This window comes from Rhodococcus sp. T7, assembly GCF_009872365.1.
GTDB lineage: Bacteria > Actinomycetota > Actinomycetes > Mycobacteriales > Mycobacteriaceae > Rhodococcus_F.
This window is the reverse complement of the sequence record NZ_WXYH01000389.1, coordinates 142,282-162,409: the sequence shown is the minus strand read 5'-3', so window position 1 is coordinate 162,409 and position 20,128 is coordinate 142,282. Positions and strand designations below refer to the sequence as shown.

The window sequence follows — 20,128 nt, the reverse complement described above, 5'->3', positions numbered from 1 at the left end:
GGGCTATTTACCACTCAGATCGACAGATTCGGAGGGCTTGAGGTCATGATCCACCAGTGACCGGTACAGATCAGAACTGTTCACCAGTGCGGAGTGCGGCCCTTGTGCTGCGATCTCGCCGTCGGCGAGAACGATGATCTCGTCTGCCGAAATCACCGTCGACAGCCGGTGCGCAATAATGACCAGGCTTTTTCGCTCACGCAATGCGGAGAGCGCGTCCACGAGCAGCTTTTCGTTTTGCGTGTCGAGGTTCGAGGTGGGCTCGTCCAGAAGCACGATCGGGCAGTCGGACAACAGTGCCCGGGCGACCGCGATTCGCTGCCTCTCGCCCCCGGAAATCGCACCGCCGCGATCACCCACCGGTGCATCCAGACCGCCCGGCAGCTGGCTCACGTGGTCCTTCAAATTCGCGGCCTCGAGCGCCGCCCAGAGCTGTTCCCCTGTAGCCTCCGGGTTCCCGATCAGCAGATTGTCTCTGACCGTGCCGTGCAGGACCGGTGCGTCTTGTTCGACAATCGCGAAGGCCGACCGAACCTCCTGCATGGTGAGGCGGCGGTAGTCCTGCCCGCCGAGCCGGATCGCCCCCGTGGTGGGCTCGTAAAACTTGCCGATCAGCGACAACAGTGTGGTCTTTCCCGCCCCCGAGGGTCCCACGATCGCTGTCGTCGTCCGATACCCGACGGTGAACGAGACGTCCTTCACGACAGTCCGGTCGCCATACGCGAAAGACACGTGGTCGAACTCGAGCGTCGGCGACGACGAATCATCCGACCCGCAGTTGGGCGGTGTCTGCGCCGGCACAACGAGGGCGGGGTCCTCTTCGGCGTCGAGGGCAAGGGTGGCCTGGACGCGTTCGAACGAGCCGAGGGCCATCCGGATGGAGATGACTCCTTGGAACAGGTTCGACAGTGGGAAGAGCGCGTACATCGTGAAGAGGAACATCGTCACCAGGGTCCCCAGCTGCAGTGAACCGTTCGCGACACGGACACTGCCGATCAGCAGGATCAGCAGGAACGAACCCGAGGTGGACAGGCGAATGATCGGGGTGGCGAGGGCGGTGAGGCCGGCGGATCTGAGGCCGGCGTCGTAGGCCTTGTGCGCGCCCGCGGTGATCGCCGCTTCTTCGCGCGCCTCCGATCGGAAGATGCGGATCGTGCGGATGGCCGAGATGGCGCGTTCGAGGTTGGACGAGAGCTCACCCACGGCCATCTGTTTGTCTTTCGCGGCTTCCTGGATACGAGACAGCGCGAGACTGGCTCCGCCGAACGCGATCGTGGTGACGATGAGGGCGACCACGAAGAGCAGCGGGTCGAGATAGCACATCACGGCGGCCGCGACGGTGACGGCAAGGATGCCGGTGCCGATTTCGACGAGGTTCTTCGGTATCTGGCTGAGCAGGGAGACGTCGTTCGAGACCTGGGAGAGAAGATCCCCGACCCGCGCCGTACTCAGGTGCTCAATGCGCAGCCCCAGGATGTGCCTGGCGAATCGTTCGCGGATCGCGAGGACCAGTTGCTCACCGACTCGCTCGAGCAGGTATCGGCCGACCGACTCCAAGGCGCTTTGGGCGAGGAAGATCGCAACGAGGACGAGTGCGGGGAGCAGCACCGGCGACGAGGACGAGATGTTGTTGACGATCCGACCCGCGACAAGTGGTTGCGCGAGCCCGAGGGCGGTGGCCACGATGGTCACGGCCGTCGCGATGAACATCCGTCCGCGCCATTCACGCAGGTACGACAAGACGTGTGAAAAGCGGTTGAGTGTCACCCGGTCTCCTCGACGGTTTCGTTGGAGTCCAATCAGTACGTGCCAGAATCGATCCGACGGGTGCACCAACGGGAGCGCAGCGAGGTCGGCGTGATCGCCGGAGTAAGCATCACGCCGGCTCCCAACGGGGAACGTCAGTTACCCCGATTGGCCCGCGCCAACTAAATCTCGGCTCCGTTGCCACGGTCACCCTTCCGGTTGGCTTCGTCCCATCCACCGGATCGACTCGATGCCTTGACCGGTGCCGACACCTCGCCGCTACGCGTCCGTGTCGGTACGGACTTTCCGCAATAAGCGCTTGAGTGCCCATGCGTCCTTCTGACCGAAAGACACCCCGTCCGTGGCGCGAGCATGCACCATTTCGACGATCGGAACTGGAACCAGGACACGATGCTTAGCCGCACCACCCACGGCCTCAATCACCGCATGATGAATCCGGCCGTCTTCGATCGCGAAACTCACATGATCGAGCGTCTCGGCAGGCAGCACCGGCCGCAAAGCGGAGATCACCTCGTGCGCAAACTCTCTGAACCCCTCCATGCCGCCATTCTGGCACTCACCGATGACACTTCGCAGTACTAACGACCTAAACCGGGCCCGCCACAACCCCTGGGCAACTACTGCCAAGGCGTGCATCCGGGACCGGCTCGGTTCCCACGGCGTCTCGCCAATCGGTGCATCAGGAATGTTCGTACTCGGCTACCGCCCTTGCGAGACACCGCAAGGGGATCCACTTACGGAACGAGGCCGGACTGCCCTCGACCTGCGCTGGGATGCCGCTTCGTCCCGGTGCGGGTTCGGCTAGTGGGGCACCCCGGACGTTGGCAGCATCTGCGGCGTTCACCGGTTAGCGCATGCAAGTATCGGTGGCATGTCCGAGAAGCGATTCAACTTTGCCTATGTCGGCGACCCGCCACCGGGGTGGACTGCCCACTTGAAGTGGAGTGCCCGGATCTTGCGATTGGCCGGCGAATCCATCCCGGACAAAGAACTCGAGCGTGAACTGGAACGCGAGGAACAGGAACAACGCGAGATGCGTGCGCAGCGGCCGCCTGGGCGCCGCGTAGTACCCGAATTTCGGAAACGACCCGACGCCTTCCTGACAACAGTGGACGACGATCCAGTCCTTCACGAACCGAAGTTGTCCATCCCATTCAGAACCAACAACGGCCTCGACCTCCGGTTCACCAGAGTGAAGGTTTACGAGAACGGGGTGGGCTTTGACCTGGTGGCCCGCGAACCGGACCCCGACCCCACCGCCGGCATCTCGTTCGACACCGAGACAATCAATCTCGGTTACAGGATCAGGCCGGACAAGGCTCACAAAACCAGGATCCGGCTGGTCCTCGCGGTATCACCAACTCTTGGCGAGCACGGCTACTTCGGCGGCGCAGTGCTATCCAACTCGTTCCGGCAGGATGACTTTCCCGATGATCGGAACGAACCCTGGCTATCTGGTGGCGGCGACTCCCGCGGCCGTGTCCGCGACCTGGGTGTGATTGAAACGCGAGCGCACTACTTTCTCAGTCCGGTACCCACAAAGAGCATCGTCCAGGTCACGGTGGCTTACCCCGAGTTTGGACTCAAAACGACCAGCATCGAGTTCTACGCCGCCAATCTCCGCCCGCCGCGCCGCTAGCCGATCCGCTTCGGGTGCTGGATTGCTGTGTAGATCGCACGAATACGTCCGATCTCATGTGTGGCATCGTCGACGTCATGGCACACGAGCCGCCGCGATTGAATCATGCTCTGCCTGCACGCATCCAATACGTCGAGTACAGCTGGTTGATCGGTGACGGGAACAGCATTGTGCCCGTCGGGGAATCCACACGAGTGGTGCTGGCGCAATCAGATGAACTGCTGCAACACCTGCAGCCCCAGCAGCCGCTGTCATACTCCGGAGCGGTTGAGCAGCCTTGGCCCAACTGGCGCTCGATCCGCGAGACAGTAGGTGCCTCCACTGCCCCGAGCGGCGGAGAAGACACCACCGCGCCGGCGGTTCTCCACAACGGACCCCTCCAGGTCTTCTTCGTCTCCGCGCTACCCGTTCCCGCATACGTAGAACTCCGCGGGCCTTTCATCGCTGCCACGCCGGGGCTGGATACACCCATCGACGCCCCTGCCACCACCGGCGTCATCACACGGCTGCAGAAGGTCACAGTGCATTCGCAAAGGACCGATGTAGGACCCGACCGGCGCACCCGCTGGAGCGTGATCCCCGGCACCGCGTTGCTCAGCGACATCGAATACCGCCAAAGGGTAGAAGAACCTCCAAGGCCGATCTCGTCCGATCCGGACGGCAACCGATGCGTCGTAGATCTCGGAGTGCTGGTCGACCTGAGACCGGACAAGCCACCAACGCAGTTCTGAAGTCGAAGACATCGTGCCGCTCGACGATCCCCGAAAGAGCGTAGAGAACAGGGTCACGGGTCCGTCGTCTCGTCCGGCAGCCGCGGACGCGGCATCGGCACCGAGATTCTCGCCATGATGTCCGCGATTGCTGGATCGGCGTACGGATCCGGCTGAATCCACTGCACCGTGCCACGAGTACGCGCATCGAGATCGACTCGCCGGCGGGTGCCGTCCGGAGACTGCGCGGTGAGTTCGCCGCCGGCAACCCATTCGGTGTCGTCCCCGCTGCGCGCCTTGTCGGCACGTCGCGTCTGAGCCGTCACCCGGGCAACGGTTGCCGGATCATCGACCGGGATCAACTGCCGCTTGTCATCGAGCACCCGCACCGGGTGAGCATCGGGATCGACGCGCACCAAACCGTATCGGCGGTCAACGCGCAGCACCGGATACATCGAGCCGACAAGGAACAGTCGCCCGTCGACGACGACACTGCTACCGCCTTCGGCACAGACACGTTCAACGGTCAACGTCCCGTCCCCGGCACGATCGCACCGGAACACCTCGTGTCGGGAGGTGATCCAGCACCCGTCGCGGTCGGCGTGGACCTTGCGGGTCCACTGGTCGGTCGGCGGCTCGATCGTCAGCGGCAACAGAAACTCGAGGATTCGCGGCGATGTCGACCCCGTATCAATATGCAGCAGGACAGGATTCGACCGATCCATCACCCACACGTCGGGTCCGTCGACGGAAACCGCGCCGGCGACGAACTCCACCTTGGTGGCCGGTGCGTCGTCGAGGTCCAGGTCGACTAGCACTCCAGTCTCCTGATAGTGGTCCTCGGTCGAGGGCGTCTCCCAGTTAGACCAGAAGCGGTGCGGGGTGGACTCGACCTCGGTCAGTCTCTCGGTTCCGTCCACGGCGCGCAATCCACTGCCGGTGTGTTCGATGCGCTGTTCGACAAGCTGGACCCGTCGAACCCTGCCGCGAACCAGTACGGGATTGTCGGACCCCGTCCAGGAGATACCGACGACGAGTCTTCCGGTGAGTTCGACTCGTCCCGCCAGGGGCCGGTCGGACAACCATTCGGCGGACCATCCGTCACCGATCGCCTCGAGCGGCCACCGCAGTCCACCCTCCGGGTCGCTGTAGGGGGTGTTCCCGTACACCGGCCGGACGGTTGCCCGCACGGTTTGCCCATATGGTGAGGGCTTGTGGCCGGTGGGGTGGAAGGTCAGCACGACTTCGACGACGTCACCGCGAGCGGGTGGTGCGAGCGAGTTGTCATCGAGAACCCATCCAGGGACGAACACAGCAAGAGTGCGATTAGCCGTTTCGGCGAGCATCGTCACACCCCACGCACTCGACGAACCGATGGACGACGCCATCGGGCGCGGGGCTACCTTGCGCTGAAGAATACCGCGACGGTCAGAGTCCGCGATAGCTCTCCCGCAGAGGATCGGGTAGCGGTTATCGATTGATAAGCAGGATCACCTCCCGCGGAGAAATCCGATCGGCTAGGCGTTCACAGGCGTGCATGTTGCTGGAAGTGGAACTCGGCCTGGGGCACGCTGTGTTGCTAATTCTCTGCCATCTCATCCCAGTGTCGGATATCTGGAGAGGAATGGTTCGCGATACTTCTGGTCCGGCGGGTACATCGTCGATTCGGTGCCACCGAAAACGATGCCGGAATGGCGCGCCCGGTCATAGATTTCCTCGCCCACGATGCTGAAATCACCGTCACCGCGAACTCCGATGGAAACCTCCCAGAGTTGCCGTTTTCCGTTGTCGGTCAGCTCGTCGCGTCGGTGTTCCGGTGGCGGTGAGATCCGTTCGGGGGCTAACTCGGGAGGCAGCATCTCCCACCGGCCCACGGCGACGAGGGTGTCGGTGATCGCGGTCCGGAGCATCTCCAGGTGGCCGGCCAGCTCAGACTCAGAGCTGAAGAACCGTACGACGAATTCGATGAGGTCCGTGTCGTGGAATGGCTGCGGTGGGTCCGGTGGGAAGTCCCAGACACTGCCGAGAAGTACTTTCGTTCCGCCGACTGGTCCGAAGTCGGTAGCGGTGGATTCGACCAGGCACAACATGGGGTGCCCGTACAGCCCGGCCAGCCGAGCCTGGCGGGCGAACACATTCAAGATGGCCCGTGCGGTGTGTCCGTCGAGGGTGACCAGGGTGTCGTACCCTGCGACTGCCAGGACAGTTCCGGTGGCGTTGGGATCGCTGCCGAAATCGAACGTGCCGACGTCGGCGAACACGTCATCGAAGGCGGCGATGCTGCCACCGTAGTTGCGCTGGTATCCCATTGCCTCTGAGAAGGCGTCGAACATGTCCTCCACCGACGTCCACGCGTGCGCATCAATCCGGTGTACCAGGTAGCCGAGGCCGGACAGGCGGTCACAGGCACTATCGAGCTGGAAGCGAGTGTCGTACCGGAACACAGTGCCGTTCTGTAGCAAACTCCAGTCGAAGCGCTGGCGTTGCTCATTGAACACATCCCGATCGGTTGGGTCGAAAACCGCTTCGCGTGCCATGTTCAGAGCCTATGGAATATCCACCCCGCAGGCTCCGATAAGCGAACCTCCACCGGACGAGATCGGCGCCGAGCGCATGCCCGGCTGCAGGCGACGCACGTCCCGGAACGGGATCCCTCACCGGCTGTAGCCAAGGGCGGGGGCGGCCTGCGGCCTGCCGGATGCCGCCGACATTGAGACTATCTATGGGTTCGTGATCGATCGAGCAGGTCGGCGACATCGAGTGACACCGGCTCGGTCATGGTTCGATCCGGGATGGCATGCAGCCCCCTGGCAGTGGCGGTGACCCATACTGTGCCGGCACTGTCGATGGTGACGTCCGGCTGAGAGCTGCGGATCGGTGTGCTCGAGATCGGCTCTCGGGTGTGAGCATCAAGAAGAGTGAACAGCCAGTATTGGTGCTCGGCTGTGTAGGTAGGACGCCCGGTGAGCGGCCACCACCCTCCACGGCCCGTGCCGTCGGGGGGATGCCCGACGATCCACATCACATCCCCGATCTGCCCACCGCCCAGCACCCGGACGGGCAGCGCAACTGCGTCGACGACAGTGAGATCGTCGAGCACACGATAGGCATTGGTGCCGTCGAAGACGGTCGGTGGTGTGCCGGCCAGAAACGGCCGGTACGAGTGCACCGCTGTGTTCAGCGGCGGCCCCAGGGTCGCGATGCCATGCACGTCGACCCGGACCAGCCGGGTCACGCCCAGGGCACCGGTGCTGGGATCACGCTGGCGGAACAGCAGCAAAAACCCATCATCGACGGTGCACATCGACTCGAGGTCGCCCCACCCGCTGGCACTGCTCGATACCGGCTCCTGATCCGGTCGGACCAGCAACAGCTCGGCGGCGTTACGGCTCGGCACCGCGACGGCGAGCAGGACCTCGCCGTGGGCGGCGCCGTCGCGGATCGGCGCATCGCTGACCTTGCCCACGGTGCCGTCCAGGCTGCAGTGGTAGATCCCGTCCCAGCCGCCGACCCAGCACCCTCCCGCGTGCGCCCACACGCGCCGGGTCCGGATTGCCGGAGGGTTGTCGAAGATCTGCCCGGTAATCGTGTATTCGGTGACCTGGCGGTCGGAGTCGACACGGACGACCAGGGGCAATTCGCGGTCGACAACCCACAGGTCGGTGCCGTGTGCCGACACGGCGCCGGGGACGATACTGGGGCGCAATGGCGGTGGTGAGACGTCGGTCAGGTCCAGATCGACCAGCACCCCCACCTCACGAATGCCGTCGTTGGGGGCGGCGGGGTCGGTGGTTCGCGTGCCACCGGCGAAGAAACGCGGTGCGGTGGTGACCTCGCGGTAGTGGCGGGTTCCGGGTATCTGCTTCCACGGCGAGTGCGGGATGTCGGGATCTCGGTGGTACCGGTCGGCGGCCACCCGCACCCGCGTGATCCGCCCGCGGATCCGCCCTGTGGTGGCGTACGCGAGGTCACCGATCAGTCGCCCCGTGACTTCGACCTGACCGAGTACCGGACGGCGGGTGTACCAGGTGGCCGTCCACCCGGCACCACGCAACAGCACAGCCCAATCCCACCACTGCTCATCGGTTCTGGGTTGCTGGCGGGTGGGTTTGCCCGAGTGCAGAGGTTCGGCCGAGGCGCGAAGCGTGACGATCGACGGATCAGCCGGATCCGTGGGTAACTCGTGGAACAGCAACGGAAACTCGCCGATCGTCCCGATTTCCGGTTGTGGTGTCTCGCCGTCCTCGATCGACGAATCCGTCACCAGCACTGGCAGGTGTGTTGGTGGACGCCACTTCTCGTGCTGATCGGTCACTCTGTCAGCTTGCATGAGGCAAGGGCTGTTCTCACTGACTTTCCGAGGACGGAGCGTCGAGATGAGTCAACGCACCGATCGTCGTCAACGAGGTCCCGGTCAAGGATCGTCGTCTGGCACGTTCTCGACGGTTCCGTGGTGTCGCAAGTGACACCACGAACGCCAGGACGGTCACACTGGTCGAATGAGCATCACACGGTGTGTCGATCTGTCGGCCGCGCGCTGGCTCGAACAACGACACGAGCACTGGTCGCGGCTGGCGGCCCGGGGGCCGGTCGCCTTCGACAAGTACGCACGCCTACGGTTCATCCCAGACCCGACCTATCCGGCACAAACGGAAGGCGACGCCCAACGCGACCCGGAGGGGCTGACCGACAACGAACAACTTGGGGTCGTCCTGGCCGAGCTCGCCCACTACACCGGCACGCCTGATGACTGCTATTTCTGCATCTGGGACGGGTGGCCGAGCTTCACCGCCGACGATCCGACGCCGAAGATCTCGATCCCGGGCCGCGACTACTTCCTGTTCCACGGAACCCTTGCCGACGTCGCCGACTGGGACGCTCAGATCAAGACACTGCTGGATGACATTGAAGCACCCACCCCCGCGTTCGTGTGGCCATCCGATCACGCGTGGTGCGTGACCTGCGACGTCGATCCTCACTTCGCGTCGATCGGCGCAAGCCCGGACGCGATCGATCGGCTCGTGGCCGACTCGCGTATCGACGTCGTCGTCGACGATCCCGACATCGAACCCCCGTACTACTCGTATCGTGGTTCAGGAGCGGGATAGACCTGTTCCGGTCGGACGAGACCGGCGACAGATCGAGGCGGGGATGGAATTGGGAAGGACCGATTGAGGATCGTCCAGTGGGCGCGCGTTCCTACGAAGGTTTAGGTAGTGCGGAGTTCGTGCTCACCCGCCGGTGTAGTCGGTGGCCGGTTCACCGGGGTGTAGTTGGGTTTGGAGCTGCTGGAGTCGATCCGGGCTCAGATTGAAGTCATGTAGGGAGATCTGCCAGTCGAAGTCGACAGTGGACCAGCGGTGGACGGCACCACCCCAGCGCAGATTCCAGGGCTCAGAGGATCGGCGTCGGCGGGCCAACGATCCTCCGATGAAATGGTCGCCGCCGATGCTGGCCTCGAATGCACCGGTGTCGTCGTTGTAGGTGTGCACCCATTGCACGCCGAGGTCCACCTGCACGGTGGTGGTCAACGGCTGGTCGGTGACGTGTGTGCGGAACCAATGCCTGCGACGCGCGCGTTCGTCCTCGTGTGCGGTGCGTTCGCGTGCCGCTTCCTCCTCGGCGGACAGGGCGGGGCCGGTCCACTCGAAAAGGGCATCGTCGAGCGGCTCGCCGACGGCGAACTCGGTCCATTCGTCGACGGCATCGACTGCCTCGTAGCGATGTTGAAGGACAATCCCGGTCTCGGTGTCGACGACGAGGCGCAGAGTGTGCGGTTCGAGGTGGGCGGGCGCGAGCTCGAACGTCCACGCCGGCCGACCCAGAAACGTGGCGTGCTCCACCGAGCCAACGGGTTCGCTGTAGCCCGCGTTGGTGAACTCGGTCGCCGACCGCCAGTCCAACAGGTAAGTGCCGTTGCCTTCGAAACGCACCGCGGAGGCGGGGCCCTCGACGGGAAGGTCGCCGCTGGTGAAGCTCCAACTGCGGCTGCCATCACTGATCAGCACCGGGTGACCGTCCGAATCTTCCACTCGCACCTTCGGCCCGATGCGCCACACATGGTGGACGGTCTCGCGGGCGCGGCTGAAGTTACCGGTGAACTGTGGTCGGGCCTGGTCGCCCATGGTCGTCCAACCGCCGAAGTTTCCGGGTTGATGGCGCCCGTTGCGGCTTCGGATCGTGCCGCGCAGGCTGATCTCGCGGCCGGGGCCGTCGACCATCCGGACCAGAACTTCGGGCCACGCGGTCTCACTATTCACGGCCGACGCCTCCCCTTCGGCGCACGCGCGCTCGGCCGGGTGCAGGGCACTGCGTCAGCGTGTCCATCGGACCTATCTCCCATAGCGAACCGCGAAGGTGGGGTCGGTGCTACGACTCTTTCAGTACCGTACCCAGCGTGTGCTGAGCGTGTGAGAGTTCGCGCCGGGATCTGCAGCTGCTCGATCGCCGCCCTCACTCGGCTGCAGTTCTCCGTTTGACCATCCGCCAACGGTGATGAGCACGAAGCCACTCAGCGTGGGGTTGCGGTGCGAGACTGGGATGGTGGAGCGCACGCCGATCGAGTTCGCGAACATTATCGTCGAGACCTATGTCGAAGACGTTCATCATTTGCGCGGTTGGTTCAGACGAACGCTGGAGGATTGGAACGAGCCGGAGTTCGATACCGCACGGTGGAAGCTGACCACGGAAATACCGCACCTGTCCGGTAGCTCGGTGGAATCCTCTCGCTGCGTCGTCACGGTGCACTGCTCCTGCGACGACCCGAACTCCTGGGGGAGCTTCCCGGCCTCAGCCGACGCACGCCAGCTGTCGGTATGGATCAACAGCCATCGCCCCCGTACCGGCGCATCCCACGACCTCGAGTGGATACCCTTGTCGAAAGGTGAGGCAGAAGGATGGGCGCGGGCAGTGCTCGGCCCCGACTGGTCCGACAGTGCGTATCTCGTCCATGCCCAGCGCAATGAACACGGCCGCTGGCCGGTGTTGTTCGTCGTGTTCGTCGACCGGAATGGTCAGCCGTTGGTGGTGCCTGACGACTTCGAATGGGGACAGGCCGGTATTGGAAGTCCGGCTCGCCCGATAGGTTTGACCACCTCCAATAGCTGACCGCGAGTCCGCCCAGGTTGCTGTCCCGGAATCCGATCCTCAAACGGTGGCGGGCCCGAAACCACGCAGCGCGGGTTTTCAGCATCGCGCCGTAGCGCAGCGCCGCGGTGCCGTGACTAACCCCAGTACGGTGGCTCTTGCTCTGGGTCGTCGAGCACGGCGTCGATTCGTTGGTCGGCCACGATCTGATCTATTGCTTCCACGTCGGCGCCGATGGTTGCGAAGTGCGGATCGACATCGTTGGTCACGCACCAGGCGCGATCTGCTGGCCAAATGAATGCGGGGTCAGGTGAGTAACCGTAAGGCCACCGCGCAGGGTCACTGTCGTTCCAGTCTGCATAGTCCGCGAGTGTGCCGCGGAACAGCCAATAGACGCGGTTAGGGATCACGAAGTTGGGCGCGACGTGGATGGCAGTATCCCATCCGTCCCACATACAGAAGTAGCACTCATTCGGTGTAGTTGTGTATCGCGACAGGAGGTCCAATGCGACGCCGACCTGCTCTTTTTCGGACAGTTCCTTCTGCTCGAACTCGACGTCGTTCGCCTTCTGGCCGGGGAAATCCGGATCGGGTATGAACCTCATCCGCGCATACTTCGGATATCCGACCGGACCGCGCACCGCTAGTCGCCACCACTGAAGACCCTGCTTCTTTAGCCAATCCGCGGCAGAGGACTCTCTGCACAGTTCAATGCTCACCTGACCATTGTCGACCGCGACACCCCACTCGCGTTCCGACAGAGGGATCGTTGACCGGTCATCTATCACTGCCCGAGCCGCCGTCGGTTCAACCGACAAATCAGGAAGAGGAGCGGTGACCGTCGGTGTTAATACGCAGAGGTGACAGAGCGATCAATCCATTGAGGCCCGCCTTTGGGAACATCAGTGCCTCATTCGTGATGTACATACGGCGGTAGGTGACCCCGACGAAGAGGTGTGACCGATGAAACGCTCAACCATCGCAGCTGGTCTCGGCGCACTAGTCCTCGCTGTCGTCGCGTCGGTCGGTACCTACATAGTGGTTCACCGGCCACCGCCTAGCCAGTTGCCGTCACTCCCTACAACAAGTGAGTTAGCCGCAAAGTTGGACACCCTGGAGAATCCGCGGCTCTCCACCGACGTAAGAGCGGACACCATCTCCGGTGAAGGGCCCGCCCCCCGCCCGGCATTGGATCCGAGAGGGTTCGGACCGGAAATTACCGTCACGAACAATGTGACCGGAGTGACTGCGGATGGACTGGATCGGCTCGTTGCCACGGGGACCATCAAGTACGACTTCCCGAATGGCACCGTCGTGGAAACCGAGAACCAGCGTGAAGTGCCGTTCGTACGTGAGTCGGACGGGCAGTGGCGAGTCGACAGAGCGTACCTGTGCGCGACGGTAGCGATGTTGGAAGAGTTCGGCCGCCAGAAGGGACACGACGTCAAGCCCGATCCGGGGTGCGTCTAGTCCGGATAGCGCTCGTTGATAGGTCGCCGACCGACCTCCGGTGCAGCTGATCTCGCCATCGAATCTGCACACCCCGGCGGGTCCTTAACCGGGCGGCTGCTACCCGCAATTGTTCGAATGCTCGCCTACAGGACTGCCACCAAGGAAGGATGGTACTGGGGGAGTCGAGGCGTGGTGTCAGACGTGCAAGGGGAGGGCGACTCATTTCTTGGAACGCGTTCTAGGTAACTAAACATCGCTGGCTAAGGAGCCCAACATGCAGCACCAGAAACGTCTCGCTGTCATCGGCCTTCTCGCCAGTGTGGCGGCCGCTGTCGGAATCATCGCGGCTACAAACGCTAACGGAGATCCACCTCCGCCGCCTCCGCCTGCGTCCACATCGGGGATCAACGCCCGCGGCCAGTCGTACGGTCCTGGTGGCACAGTGGGCAGCATCGAACAGCTTCCCGACTTGATCGCGACCAGGGCAAGTAACGGCAAACTCGGATACATCACCAAGAGCGACTTCCTCGGCCCCACGTTAACTCTCGATCAGGTACGACAGTTGCCGCAGGGAACCCAGGACGGGCAACCCTCATTCGACACAGGCCCACGCACGGTCCCGGTATACGCCGCTGACGGCACGACAGTCATCGGCGAGTTCCAGAAGCACTGACTGGCGCGCTCCGCTGAAGGATCGCTCAGCGGACGTCCGCGCGCGGACGGGTGTCGTTCTTCAGTGAGTAATTGCGACCGTGATCACGCGGTTGTCGATTGATGTGTCGACCGTGACCTTAGGTGTGCTGCTTCGGGTTCCCGCGAAGGACTGCGCGACACTGTCGCTACTCGGATAACTCAGAACCTCGACCACTGCCGATGCGTCGCCGTCTGGCGTTATCCGTATCGGCCGTCCAGGGATCTCGCTGACTTGATTCGAGTCCACTGAGGTCAAATCGATCTGCAGAATGCACGAACCCGAAATTTGCACGGCGCCGTCCGTTCCTCGAAGCAACGGCATCTGAACGAAGCGGGCTGACCAGCCCACCGATCCGTCGCCACCGAGCTTGAAAGTGACGATCTCGCCATCCGGAGTTCCTTCAAGCTCGACCGAATCCAGCGATGGTAGAACCCGCACGGGTAGATTCTCACCAGGAATCAGTGGCACCAGCCCAGTACGCCTCGGCCGCGGGTTACCGACAGTCAGTTGCCCGGAGAACGACTCGAACTGTTGACACCGCACATCCCGTGTCGTCTCACTAGCGTCGGTGCTCGGCTGGTTCTCGTCCGGCACTCCGCATGCGGTCGACAAGCTCAGAACCGTAAGACACAGGGCGAGGGTTGCCACGCTTACGTTGTTTTGCCTGGCTGCAAGCATGTTGCCATCCTTCGTGGTCAGCGTTCGCAAGGGATAGCGCTCGCCAGGTCTATCGTCAGAGAATTTCATTCCGTTCCGCCAGGACCCATACCCCCATACCCCCATGGGTGAGGCCGCCGCCGTTACGGAACGCCTATCGGCACATGGATGACGATCGATGACCGGCACCCGATCGCTGATGGAGATGCTTCCAGGGAGCTGGTGCGGCACGGGTTGTCACGCTCCGTGGACTCGGGGCGATACCTAGATCATGAGGGTGAGGAAAGCTGCGATAGGTGCCAGCGCTCTTGTCGCGATCGCAACCGCGACCTGCGCCTGCTCGCCCGCCGATGACACCGAATCGCGCGATCCGGCCGTCTTCGTCCAATCCACCCAGTTCGCACCGCCGCCGGCGGTGCTCACCGATCTCGTGCCTACCGCCGAGCAACTGACAGCCCTGTACAACGCCACAACCAACTACTCGATACGCGAGGAGGACCGTGCGCGACTCTTGGAGGGCCCCAGCGACCAGACGACCTTGCGAATCGCGCGGGCCTGGGGTGCGCAACCCTCACCCCAATACATCCAGTTCACCACCGTGGAACCTGTCGGCCCAGACATGATCAACGCGACTGGGCAGGGCCGCCTTGATCGTATGGCGCCTTACCCGGTGGGACCGATCCCCTTCGTGCGTTCCGACAACGAATGGAAGCTGTCCCGCGCCTACGTTTGCGGCATATTGACCGTTCTCGCCAACCTCCCAGATCCAAGTCCAAGTACCCAGAGCGCATATCAGTGCGAGTGAGAGTCCGGAAACAGCGATAGCGCTCCCCTCACCGAGACGAGATCGGCGCCCAGCACGTGCCCGCAGCGGTTGGCGCTCGTCCCGGCTGTGGATCGCCTATCGGGGTCTCAGAACGATGACGGATCGCGCAGACTTGGCGCTCTGGCACCTACCGTGGGCTGATGAGCAGCAACCCCGCCACCGATCAGATCAGGCGACTGCTGGTTGAGCGCGACCAGCTACAGCTTGATATAAGAGAACTTGAGGGTCGGTTGGAGAAGTCCAGGCGGCGGCTCGACGGCGTCACCGCGGAACTCACCTCGCTCCGCCGAGTGGAAGACGAGTTGCTACGGCGGCACCCTGAGCTTGAGCAGGACTGAAGGATGCTGGTGGCCCGACGACCCGGAACACGGTCGCCTTATGGCGTGCAGTCCGCATCGATCGGTTACATCGCCGGATTGCACGCGAGCTGTTCTTCTACGATGGAGGGCCTGCTGACTATCCATCGGGTCTCAGGGCACGGTGTGGAGGGTTCATGAGCATCCGAATATCGTCGAGCACACCGGAGGACGAACCGGGGAGCACGTTGTTGCCGGTTCGCGACAGAATCGACGAGGACCTACGCACCCATCCAGCGGTGAGGCTTGCGAGCGAAGCGGTCCCCTTGATGCACCGCACCACCTCCGGAGAGCGCTTCGGTCCAGTCCGGCTCATCGAGCGCGACTCCGATGTCGCCGTCGTATTCGCCGCAGATACGACCCGTTGGGCGGTTGTTGTTCAGCCAGGCGACGATTCACCGAAGGCATCCGTCATCCTCGGGGTACCCAATCCCCGCGCTAACTTCGGTCGCTCATTTCGGGCTTCGCACTTGGCGCGGTTGACCGTCCATCAATCCGGCGATCCGTCCGTCGCGAAGGAACCACCAGAGTTCGGATGGATGGCACTGACCGGAATCGCTGCCGAAGGCGTGTCTCAGTTCGAAGTGAGGTCGTCGCTCGATACAGACACCGGAGGTGTCGGAGCCGACGGAGTCGTCTTTGCGGTGCTCCGCGCGCGGTGGAGAGAGAAACTGCACGTCGCCGTGACCCTTGCCAGCGGCGAGACAGTTCCCATCCATCAACCAAGCCTGCGACCCGAGCGCCCGAGCTGACGAGCCCCTGCCGGGTGGGTCGGAGTCGGGCAAGACGGTTGGGGCCATTTGATCGACCCCTTGCGGAGCGGTACCTAGCCATTTTATGTTGCGCCGGCGCATGCCTGCCGCCGCGGCTGCCGATGACCCCGACGGCTGACAATCCCTAACGTCGTTCGTCGCGTTCCCACGACGTGCCGGCCAATATCCCTGATCACCATGGCGCCGGGACCCTGTCCTGCCCGCAAACCCGGAGGGCGAGTCCCAACGGTCCCGACCGGCCCTTTACTTCGCGATGCCGCCAGAGCAACCTGACAGGTAGATCCGGCACCTCTTTCGAACCACAGAACCGGGAGGTCCGTCGATGCGACCACACCACCGACTCCGCGGCTCCTCGCTCGTCGGCGCCGCGGTCGGAGTCGTGGGCGCGCTGCTGTTCGGAGCGCCGCTGGCTACCGCGGTGCCAACCGAAACCGTCTTCCCCATTCCGGTCGCCGGCATCGGGGTTGGCGTGACCGGACTCTTGAGCGCGAACCATGTCTACATGACCGCCACTACAGACCCGGACACGCCGGGAGTTACCCGCGTGGGGCCCTACACCGGCGTCTTCGTCCACTGGCGGAACATCTCGACCGGCGAGGGCGGAATCACGTACCTCGACAACCCCGGCGGCACGCAGGTCCGGACAGGTTCCGGGACGGTGGTTGCCGCGGTCACGGTGCCCGACCAGGCAGGAACCCGAGTACTCGCCTTCGTACCAGGTGCCGGCGCCTGGTACGTGCCGTGACTGTCTGACACCGCCCGCGGCAATAGGACGCCCGCTTCCGGATCTTCCCCGATACGACACCTCCACGTTCCTGTTGCCGATCGGCCACCGGTCAACGATATGAACAAATTGGTTGCGCGCGCCGGCGAGCCTCAGCCCCAGTTCTGTCCTACAGGGAGAACGGCCAGCCAGTCACACACGTGGCCGTCGGAGGCGAGCTCGCTGCCGAGGCCCCGATCTGCAAGTACGCCCGGGCCGTCAACTGCCTTGGACTTCCGGCGATAATTGCAAATTCTGGTGGTCCCGAACGCCGTGTGGTTGGCAGCCTCAAAATGCTGTGGCAACCTGACAGAATGACCGGGCGGGGAGGGACTGGTACACCGCGATGCTCCGTCGAGGCCGAGAAGAAGCACGGGTGGCGGCCGCACGATACTGCCTGGGTGACATGGGTGGCGCTGCTGCCAATCCTTCTCCTCGTCGTCTCGGTCCCGGCTGCACTCATCGAGGACAATCGCGGAACGATAATCGGCGATGTGCTCGTCACCTGGAACCTGTTCGGCATTTTTGGCCTGGTGGTGACCGTCCCGGTGGCAATGGTGGCTCTGTTCGGCGCGGCCGCTCTGAAGCAACAGTTCCGCTTCGGGCGCTGGCTCGCTTCACTCGGCAGCGCAGCAGCGGTAATCGTCTTCGCCGCCCTCGCCTACGGCATCGTCGCCGAAACGGTGTCACCCGATGAGTGGAGGGATCCGAACAGTTGGGCGCCGGTGCTCTCTCCCTCCGCAGCCTTCCTTGTCCTCGTCCCGTACTTCGCGATCACTGTGGCCAACACTTACGTGATCGGCCGCCTCTGGAAGCGACCTGCCTAGCGCCATCGTGAACCACTCTGATTCTCTTGTCGATGTCGTCGACAAGCTGAAGCCGAGCTGAACCTGTGACGGAAAACCATCGCTGAGAGAACGCCGAGGAGATTCAATCGGTCATAGTTGAGGTTTGCGATCGGACGTGGACCGCACTTGTTCTGCGAGACTCTCGTACTCGGACTCCGTGATGGCAGATAGTCCCGGCACAAATCCCTCGCGCTCTAGGCAGAAGCCAGCCGCATAGCTGATCGGCTCATGTTCAAGACCTACCCAGTCCACTCGAATGTGCTGACGCGTGGGATCGGCAATCCTCCCAGGATGCCCACTGCACAATTTTCGGGGCCTGGTGTGTTCCTCGTAGATTTCCCGTGCATTATCGGGACCGGTGTAGATCACCGTTTGCCCCTTACGAAGGTCGGCTTCGGCTAGCGGGAGACGATCGCACATCGGACTATTGTCCCTTTGGGGATCCGTTTTCGGAACAGGTCTCGTGGGGGGGTTACGCAGCTGCCACCATGATCAGATGTACGAGTCGACGTTCGAGCTTGTCGACCGGTTCGCTGCCGCCCTCCCACGATCGGAAGGGCTTGCACAACCGGTGGAATCGATCGTCCAGCAGTTGACCGCGCGGGTCGCACGGCTCGGACGCATCGCACAGAGGATGGAGGCCAACTCCAGCAACAACACGCTCGAATTCCTCCACGGTGTGCGTGGTGAGCTCAAGGCCACCGAAGCAGAGCTCCTCCACTGGCGAGTTGTTCTCGCGCGGCTCACGGGCAGCGAAGTGCCAATCGATCCAGAACCCGTCCCTAAAGGAGAGTGGGTCGCCGAGACACCCCGCCAGGTCGACGAGTGAGACGTCCGGTGACGGATCCTTCTCCGGGTTCACGCTCGTACCCAGTGATCGTCGGACCATCGCCACAGGGCGGGCTCGTCGTCGACGTGCGCGACGTCGTTGTTCAGCCACCACGTCGTGTCCGGGTTCCACCCGGCCAGGACAGTTGCACCGTTGTTGCGTGTCAATGGGATTGCGAGACCGGGTGTAGTCAGGTAGCCGTGCAAAGTGAGGTGCACTGCGTCGTAGTCGTCGGCCACCGCAGCCCAGTCAGGAATGAACCAGTCGTGATACTCACCGGTGGTGTCGAACCAATCGGAGCGCTTGGACTCGACGACGTCCAAGGGATACGCGTCGACCAAACGCGCCCAGTCCGTCGGATTCGTGATCTCGTAGACCCGGGGTGTGCGGCGGATAGAGACCGGCCACACCCGCGCTTGGTCCCCGCCGAACGAGTCTTCCTCCAGGAGCAATTCCAGTGCGCCCACGTCATCCCGCGCCCTGCTAGTTTGCAGGGCGGCACTGGGTAACGGTGTCGACCACCATTCACCACTGATGGCGTTGTCCGGACGTTCCGCGCGCCAAGTGCGAAACCGTGCTTCCATCGCGAGAACGTGGTCACGCCATTGATCGAGACCAACAGCAGTACTGCGGTACGGCAGCGTCGATTCCGGCCACTCCTCGTCGTTCGAATGCAGTCGGCCAATCATCCGCTGGTTGTCGAGGTCGACTGGCTCCGCCCACCACCGGGTGAGCGGGGATGCCAGAACGGCGGCAGCTACCGGACGTAAAGCCGCCACGGTGTCCGGCGTGGCGAACATGACATCCTCCTCGTCCGGCGGTTGCCAGTACCGTGCACAGTCCGTCGCGAACGCGAGAGCATTGAGTAGATCCAGTTCGGACAGCCCCGAGATGGCTCGAACATCGACTGCCTCGATCACCTCGAGCACGTCCGCAGGCGTTCGCGGACGGTAAGGGTCGGCAGCTCGCTCGTCCGTACTGCACATGTACGCGACGTTCGCGCAGAAAAATCGTCCGCGTGGTGACGCGAGAACAAGAGTGACCAGGTCCATCAATGAACGCTACCGAACCCGCGCAGCCCGTCGCACGCAGTTACCCGCAGTGAAGTTCTACCCGTGTGTCCACATGTTCTCCTACATTTCGTTCCCGTCAGAGCCGCGTGCGCGGTCGCGTCCGGCGTGGGTGCGAGGGGACGGGTCGAGCGTGGAGGGAATCGGCGATCCGGACCGCCGCACCGCCGCGGACGGTGGTGCCGCGTTGTCAAGCGCGACAAGCCGCCGCAGCTCCTCCTGCTCAGGTGTGAGTGTCGACGTCGTCGTACGGCCCTGCTCAGTCGATACTTCGTCGCGCGCGGAAACCGGCACCGACAGCCGTGGCTGGGAGGCATGGATGGTGGCAAGCTCGCTCCGCACGGCGTACTCGATGTCGAGTGCACGGTGTAGTTCGCCTGATGCGCGATGCGCATCGGCAATTGCCTCCATGGCTTTCATCAATTGCCGCAGCAACAGCATCGCGGACACGCTCTTCGGGAGATGCCCACTGGTCTGCATCACGATCAGTGCGGCGCCACCCGCGGACATAGCGCCCTTCGGGGCCCGGTACGCCCGGTGCGCCGGAAGCTGCGCGGACCGAGCGAGCTGACGCGCCGCCTCGGCCAACGGTCCGGGTGTCGGTTCGATCTTCGCGGACCATGCCGCGAACACCCCCGCGGTACGGCCGGCGGCGCGT

21 protein-coding genes and 1 pseudogene are annotated in these 20,128 nt (G+C 63.4%); 12 read left to right on the top strand and 10 right to left on the bottom strand.

The genetic code is table 11. From position 1 onward, the window contains the following. Nucleotides 1–3: 3 nt before the first annotated feature. Nucleotides 4–1,767, bottom strand: coding sequence for an ABC transporter ATP-binding protein (locus tag MLGJGCBP_RS44765; RefSeq protein WP_160093616.1), 1,764 nt, complete (start codon nucleotides 1,765–1,767; stop codon nucleotides 4–6). Between the two features lie 258 nt (nucleotides 1,768–2,025). Then, entirely contained in the window at nucleotides 2,026–2,307 is a 282-nt protein-coding gene (locus MLGJGCBP_RS44760) for a hypothetical protein (protein ID WP_160093615.1), read from the bottom strand. 331 nt (nucleotides 2,308–2,638) lie between these two features. On the opposite strand from MLGJGCBP_RS44760, the gene MLGJGCBP_RS44755 reads away from it, so the two are divergent. Beyond that, entirely contained in the window at nucleotides 2,639–3,406 is a 768-nt protein-coding gene (locus MLGJGCBP_RS44755) for a hypothetical protein (RefSeq protein ID WP_160093614.1), read from the top strand. A gap of 56 nt (nucleotides 3,407–3,462) precedes the next feature. Continuing rightward, entirely contained in the window at nucleotides 3,463–4,137 is a 675-nt protein-coding gene (locus MLGJGCBP_RS44750; protein ID WP_160093613.1) for a hypothetical protein, read from the top strand. A gap of 53 nt (nucleotides 4,138–4,190) precedes the next feature. Here MLGJGCBP_RS44750 and MLGJGCBP_RS44745 read toward each other — a convergent pair whose 3' ends face one another. From MLGJGCBP_RS44745 to MLGJGCBP_RS44735, 3 genes are all read right to left on the bottom strand, one after another. Further along, the gene (locus MLGJGCBP_RS44745) at nucleotides 4,191–5,504 is read right to left on the bottom strand and encodes a hypothetical protein (RefSeq protein WP_160093612.1); all 1,314 of its coding nucleotides are present in this window, start codon (nucleotides 5,502–5,504) and stop codon (nucleotides 4,191–4,193) included. 207 nt (nucleotides 5,505–5,711) lie between these two features. After that, nucleotides 5,712–6,653 (bottom strand): barstar family protein, encoded by a 942-nt coding sequence (locus MLGJGCBP_RS44740; protein WP_160093611.1) that lies wholly within the window; start codon nucleotides 6,651–6,653, stop codon nucleotides 5,712–5,714. A gap of 179 nt (nucleotides 6,654–6,832) precedes the next feature. Then, nucleotides 6,833–8,431, bottom strand: coding sequence for a hypothetical protein (locus MLGJGCBP_RS44735; RefSeq protein ID WP_160093610.1), 1,599 nt, complete (start codon nucleotides 8,429–8,431; stop codon nucleotides 6,833–6,835). 184 nt (nucleotides 8,432–8,615) lie between these two features. On the opposite strand from MLGJGCBP_RS44735, the gene MLGJGCBP_RS44730 reads away from it, so the two are divergent. Then, on the top strand, nucleotides 8,616–9,224 hold the full coding sequence (locus MLGJGCBP_RS44730) for a hypothetical protein (RefSeq protein ID WP_160093609.1): 609 nt from the start codon (nucleotides 8,616–8,618) through the stop codon (nucleotides 9,222–9,224). Nucleotides 9,225–9,347: 123 nt separating this feature from the next. Here the strand turns inward: MLGJGCBP_RS44730 and MLGJGCBP_RS44725 are convergent, their stop codons facing one another. Beyond that, nucleotides 9,348–10,376 (bottom strand): hypothetical protein, encoded by a 1,029-nt coding sequence (locus MLGJGCBP_RS44725; RefSeq protein WP_160093608.1) that lies wholly within the window; start codon nucleotides 10,374–10,376, stop codon nucleotides 9,348–9,350. Between the two features lie 280 nt (nucleotides 10,377–10,656). Between MLGJGCBP_RS44725 and MLGJGCBP_RS44720 the strand changes: the two genes are divergently transcribed. Next, on the top strand, nucleotides 10,657–11,223 hold the full coding sequence (locus MLGJGCBP_RS44720; protein WP_160093607.1) for a hypothetical protein: 567 nt from the start codon (nucleotides 10,657–10,659) through the stop codon (nucleotides 11,221–11,223). A gap of 116 nt (nucleotides 11,224–11,339) precedes the next feature. On the opposite strand, the gene MLGJGCBP_RS44715 is transcribed toward MLGJGCBP_RS44720, so the two are convergent. After that, entirely contained in the window at nucleotides 11,340–11,921 is a 582-nt protein-coding gene (locus MLGJGCBP_RS44715) for a hypothetical protein (RefSeq protein WP_160093606.1), read from the bottom strand. Nucleotides 11,922–12,306: 385 nt separating this feature from the next. Between MLGJGCBP_RS44715 and MLGJGCBP_RS44710 the strand changes: the two genes are divergently transcribed. Both MLGJGCBP_RS44710 and MLGJGCBP_RS44705 read left to right on the top strand, forming a co-directional pair. Continuing rightward, entirely contained in the window at nucleotides 12,307–12,672 is a 366-nt protein-coding gene (locus MLGJGCBP_RS44710; protein ID WP_160093605.1) for a hypothetical protein, read from the top strand. A gap of 424 nt (nucleotides 12,673–13,096) precedes the next feature. Continuing rightward, nucleotides 13,097–13,327 carry a hypothetical protein gene (locus MLGJGCBP_RS44705; RefSeq protein WP_160093604.1) on the top strand — a complete coding sequence of 77 codons (231 nt, stop codon included), beginning with the start codon at nucleotides 13,097–13,099 and terminating at the stop codon, nucleotides 13,325–13,327. Nucleotides 13,328–13,387: 60 nt separating this feature from the next. Here the strand turns inward: MLGJGCBP_RS44705 and MLGJGCBP_RS44700 are convergent, their stop codons facing one another. Next, nucleotides 13,388–14,095, bottom strand: coding sequence for an AMIN-like domain-containing (lipo)protein (locus tag MLGJGCBP_RS44700; protein ID WP_236580844.1), 708 nt, complete (start codon nucleotides 14,093–14,095; stop codon nucleotides 13,388–13,390). A gap of 181 nt (nucleotides 14,096–14,276) precedes the next feature. Here MLGJGCBP_RS44700 and MLGJGCBP_RS44695 point away from each other — a divergent pair, with 181 nt between their 5' ends. From MLGJGCBP_RS44695 to MLGJGCBP_RS44670, 6 genes are all read left to right on the top strand, one after another. Next, nucleotides 14,277–14,810, top strand: coding sequence for a hypothetical protein (locus tag MLGJGCBP_RS44695; protein ID WP_160093603.1), 534 nt, complete (start codon nucleotides 14,277–14,279; stop codon nucleotides 14,808–14,810). Between the two features lie 161 nt (nucleotides 14,811–14,971). Next, entirely contained in the window at nucleotides 14,972–15,169 is a 198-nt protein-coding gene (locus MLGJGCBP_RS44690) for a hypothetical protein (RefSeq protein ID WP_160093602.1), read from the top strand. Between the two features lie 287 nt (nucleotides 15,170–15,456). Then, nucleotides 15,457–15,939, top strand: a complete 483-nt coding sequence (locus tag MLGJGCBP_RS44685) for a hypothetical protein (protein WP_160093601.1) — start codon at nucleotides 15,457–15,459, stop codon at nucleotides 15,937–15,939. Nucleotides 15,940–16,282: 343 nt separating this feature from the next. Then, complete coding sequence (locus MLGJGCBP_RS44680) at nucleotides 16,283–16,705, top strand: hypothetical protein (RefSeq protein WP_160093600.1); 423 nt, start codon at nucleotides 16,283–16,285, stop codon at nucleotides 16,703–16,705. A gap of 428 nt (nucleotides 16,706–17,133) precedes the next feature. Then, nucleotides 17,134–17,550 carry a hypothetical protein gene (locus tag MLGJGCBP_RS44675; RefSeq protein WP_160093599.1) on the top strand — a complete coding sequence of 139 codons (417 nt, stop codon included), beginning with the start codon at nucleotides 17,134–17,136 and terminating at the stop codon, nucleotides 17,548–17,550. 517 nt (nucleotides 17,551–18,067) lie between these two features. Then, nucleotides 18,068–18,400, top strand: coding sequence for a hypothetical protein (locus tag MLGJGCBP_RS44670; protein ID WP_160093598.1), 333 nt, complete (start codon nucleotides 18,068–18,070; stop codon nucleotides 18,398–18,400). Between the two features lie 29 nt (nucleotides 18,401–18,429). Here the strand turns inward: MLGJGCBP_RS44670 and MLGJGCBP_RS44665 are convergent, their stop codons facing one another. Together MLGJGCBP_RS44665 and MLGJGCBP_RS44660 are read right to left on the bottom strand one after the other, a co-directional pair. After that, nucleotides 18,430–19,320, bottom strand: coding sequence for a hypothetical protein (locus MLGJGCBP_RS44665; RefSeq protein WP_236580843.1), 891 nt, complete (start codon nucleotides 19,318–19,320; stop codon nucleotides 18,430–18,432). Nucleotides 19,321–19,533: 213 nt separating this feature from the next. Then, nucleotides 19,534–20,128 (bottom strand): annotated as a pseudogene (locus MLGJGCBP_RS44660) (relaxase/mobilization nuclease domain-containing protein); the annotation flags it as partial.

Excerpts from the sequence above, each read along its gene's own strand:
- MLGJGCBP_RS44760 (WP_160093615.1), bottom strand. The coding sequence starts at position 2,307 with ATGGAGGGGTTCAGAGAGTTTGCGCACGAGGTGATCTCCGCTTTGCGG.
- MLGJGCBP_RS44755 (WP_160093614.1), top strand. The coding sequence starts at position 2,639 with ATGTCCGAGAAGCGATTCAACTTTGCCTATGTCGGCGACCCGCCACCG.
- MLGJGCBP_RS44750 (WP_160093613.1), top strand. The coding sequence starts at position 3,463 with ATGTGTGGCATCGTCGACGTCATGGCACACGAGCCGCCGCGATTGAAT.
- MLGJGCBP_RS44745 (WP_160093612.1), bottom strand. The coding sequence starts at position 5,504 with ATGGCGTCGTCCATCGGTTCGTCGAGTGCGTGGGGTGTGACGATGCTC.
- MLGJGCBP_RS44740 (WP_160093611.1), bottom strand. The coding sequence starts at position 6,653 with ATGGCACGCGAAGCGGTTTTCGACCCAACCGATCGGGATGTGTTCAAT.
- MLGJGCBP_RS44730 (WP_160093609.1), top strand. The coding sequence starts at position 8,616 with ATGAGCATCACACGGTGTGTCGATCTGTCGGCCGCGCGCTGGCTCGAA.
- MLGJGCBP_RS44720 (WP_160093607.1), top strand. The coding sequence starts at position 10,657 with ATGGTGGAGCGCACGCCGATCGAGTTCGCGAACATTATCGTCGAGACC.
- MLGJGCBP_RS44700 (WP_236580844.1), bottom strand. The coding sequence starts at position 14,095 with ATGAAATTCTCTGACGATAGACCTGGCGAGCGCTATCCCTTGCGAACG.
- MLGJGCBP_RS44695 (WP_160093603.1), top strand. The coding sequence starts at position 14,277 with ATGAGGGTGAGGAAAGCTGCGATAGGTGCCAGCGCTCTTGTCGCGATC.
- MLGJGCBP_RS44690 (WP_160093602.1), top strand. The coding sequence starts at position 14,972 with ATGAGCAGCAACCCCGCCACCGATCAGATCAGGCGACTGCTGGTTGAG.
- MLGJGCBP_RS44685 (WP_160093601.1), top strand. The coding sequence starts at position 15,457 with ATGCACCGCACCACCTCCGGAGAGCGCTTCGGTCCAGTCCGGCTCATC.
- MLGJGCBP_RS44680 (WP_160093600.1), top strand. The coding sequence starts at position 16,283 with ATGCGACCACACCACCGACTCCGCGGCTCCTCGCTCGTCGGCGCCGCG.
- MLGJGCBP_RS44670 (WP_160093598.1), top strand. The coding sequence starts at position 18,068 with ATGTACGAGTCGACGTTCGAGCTTGTCGACCGGTTCGCTGCCGCCCTC.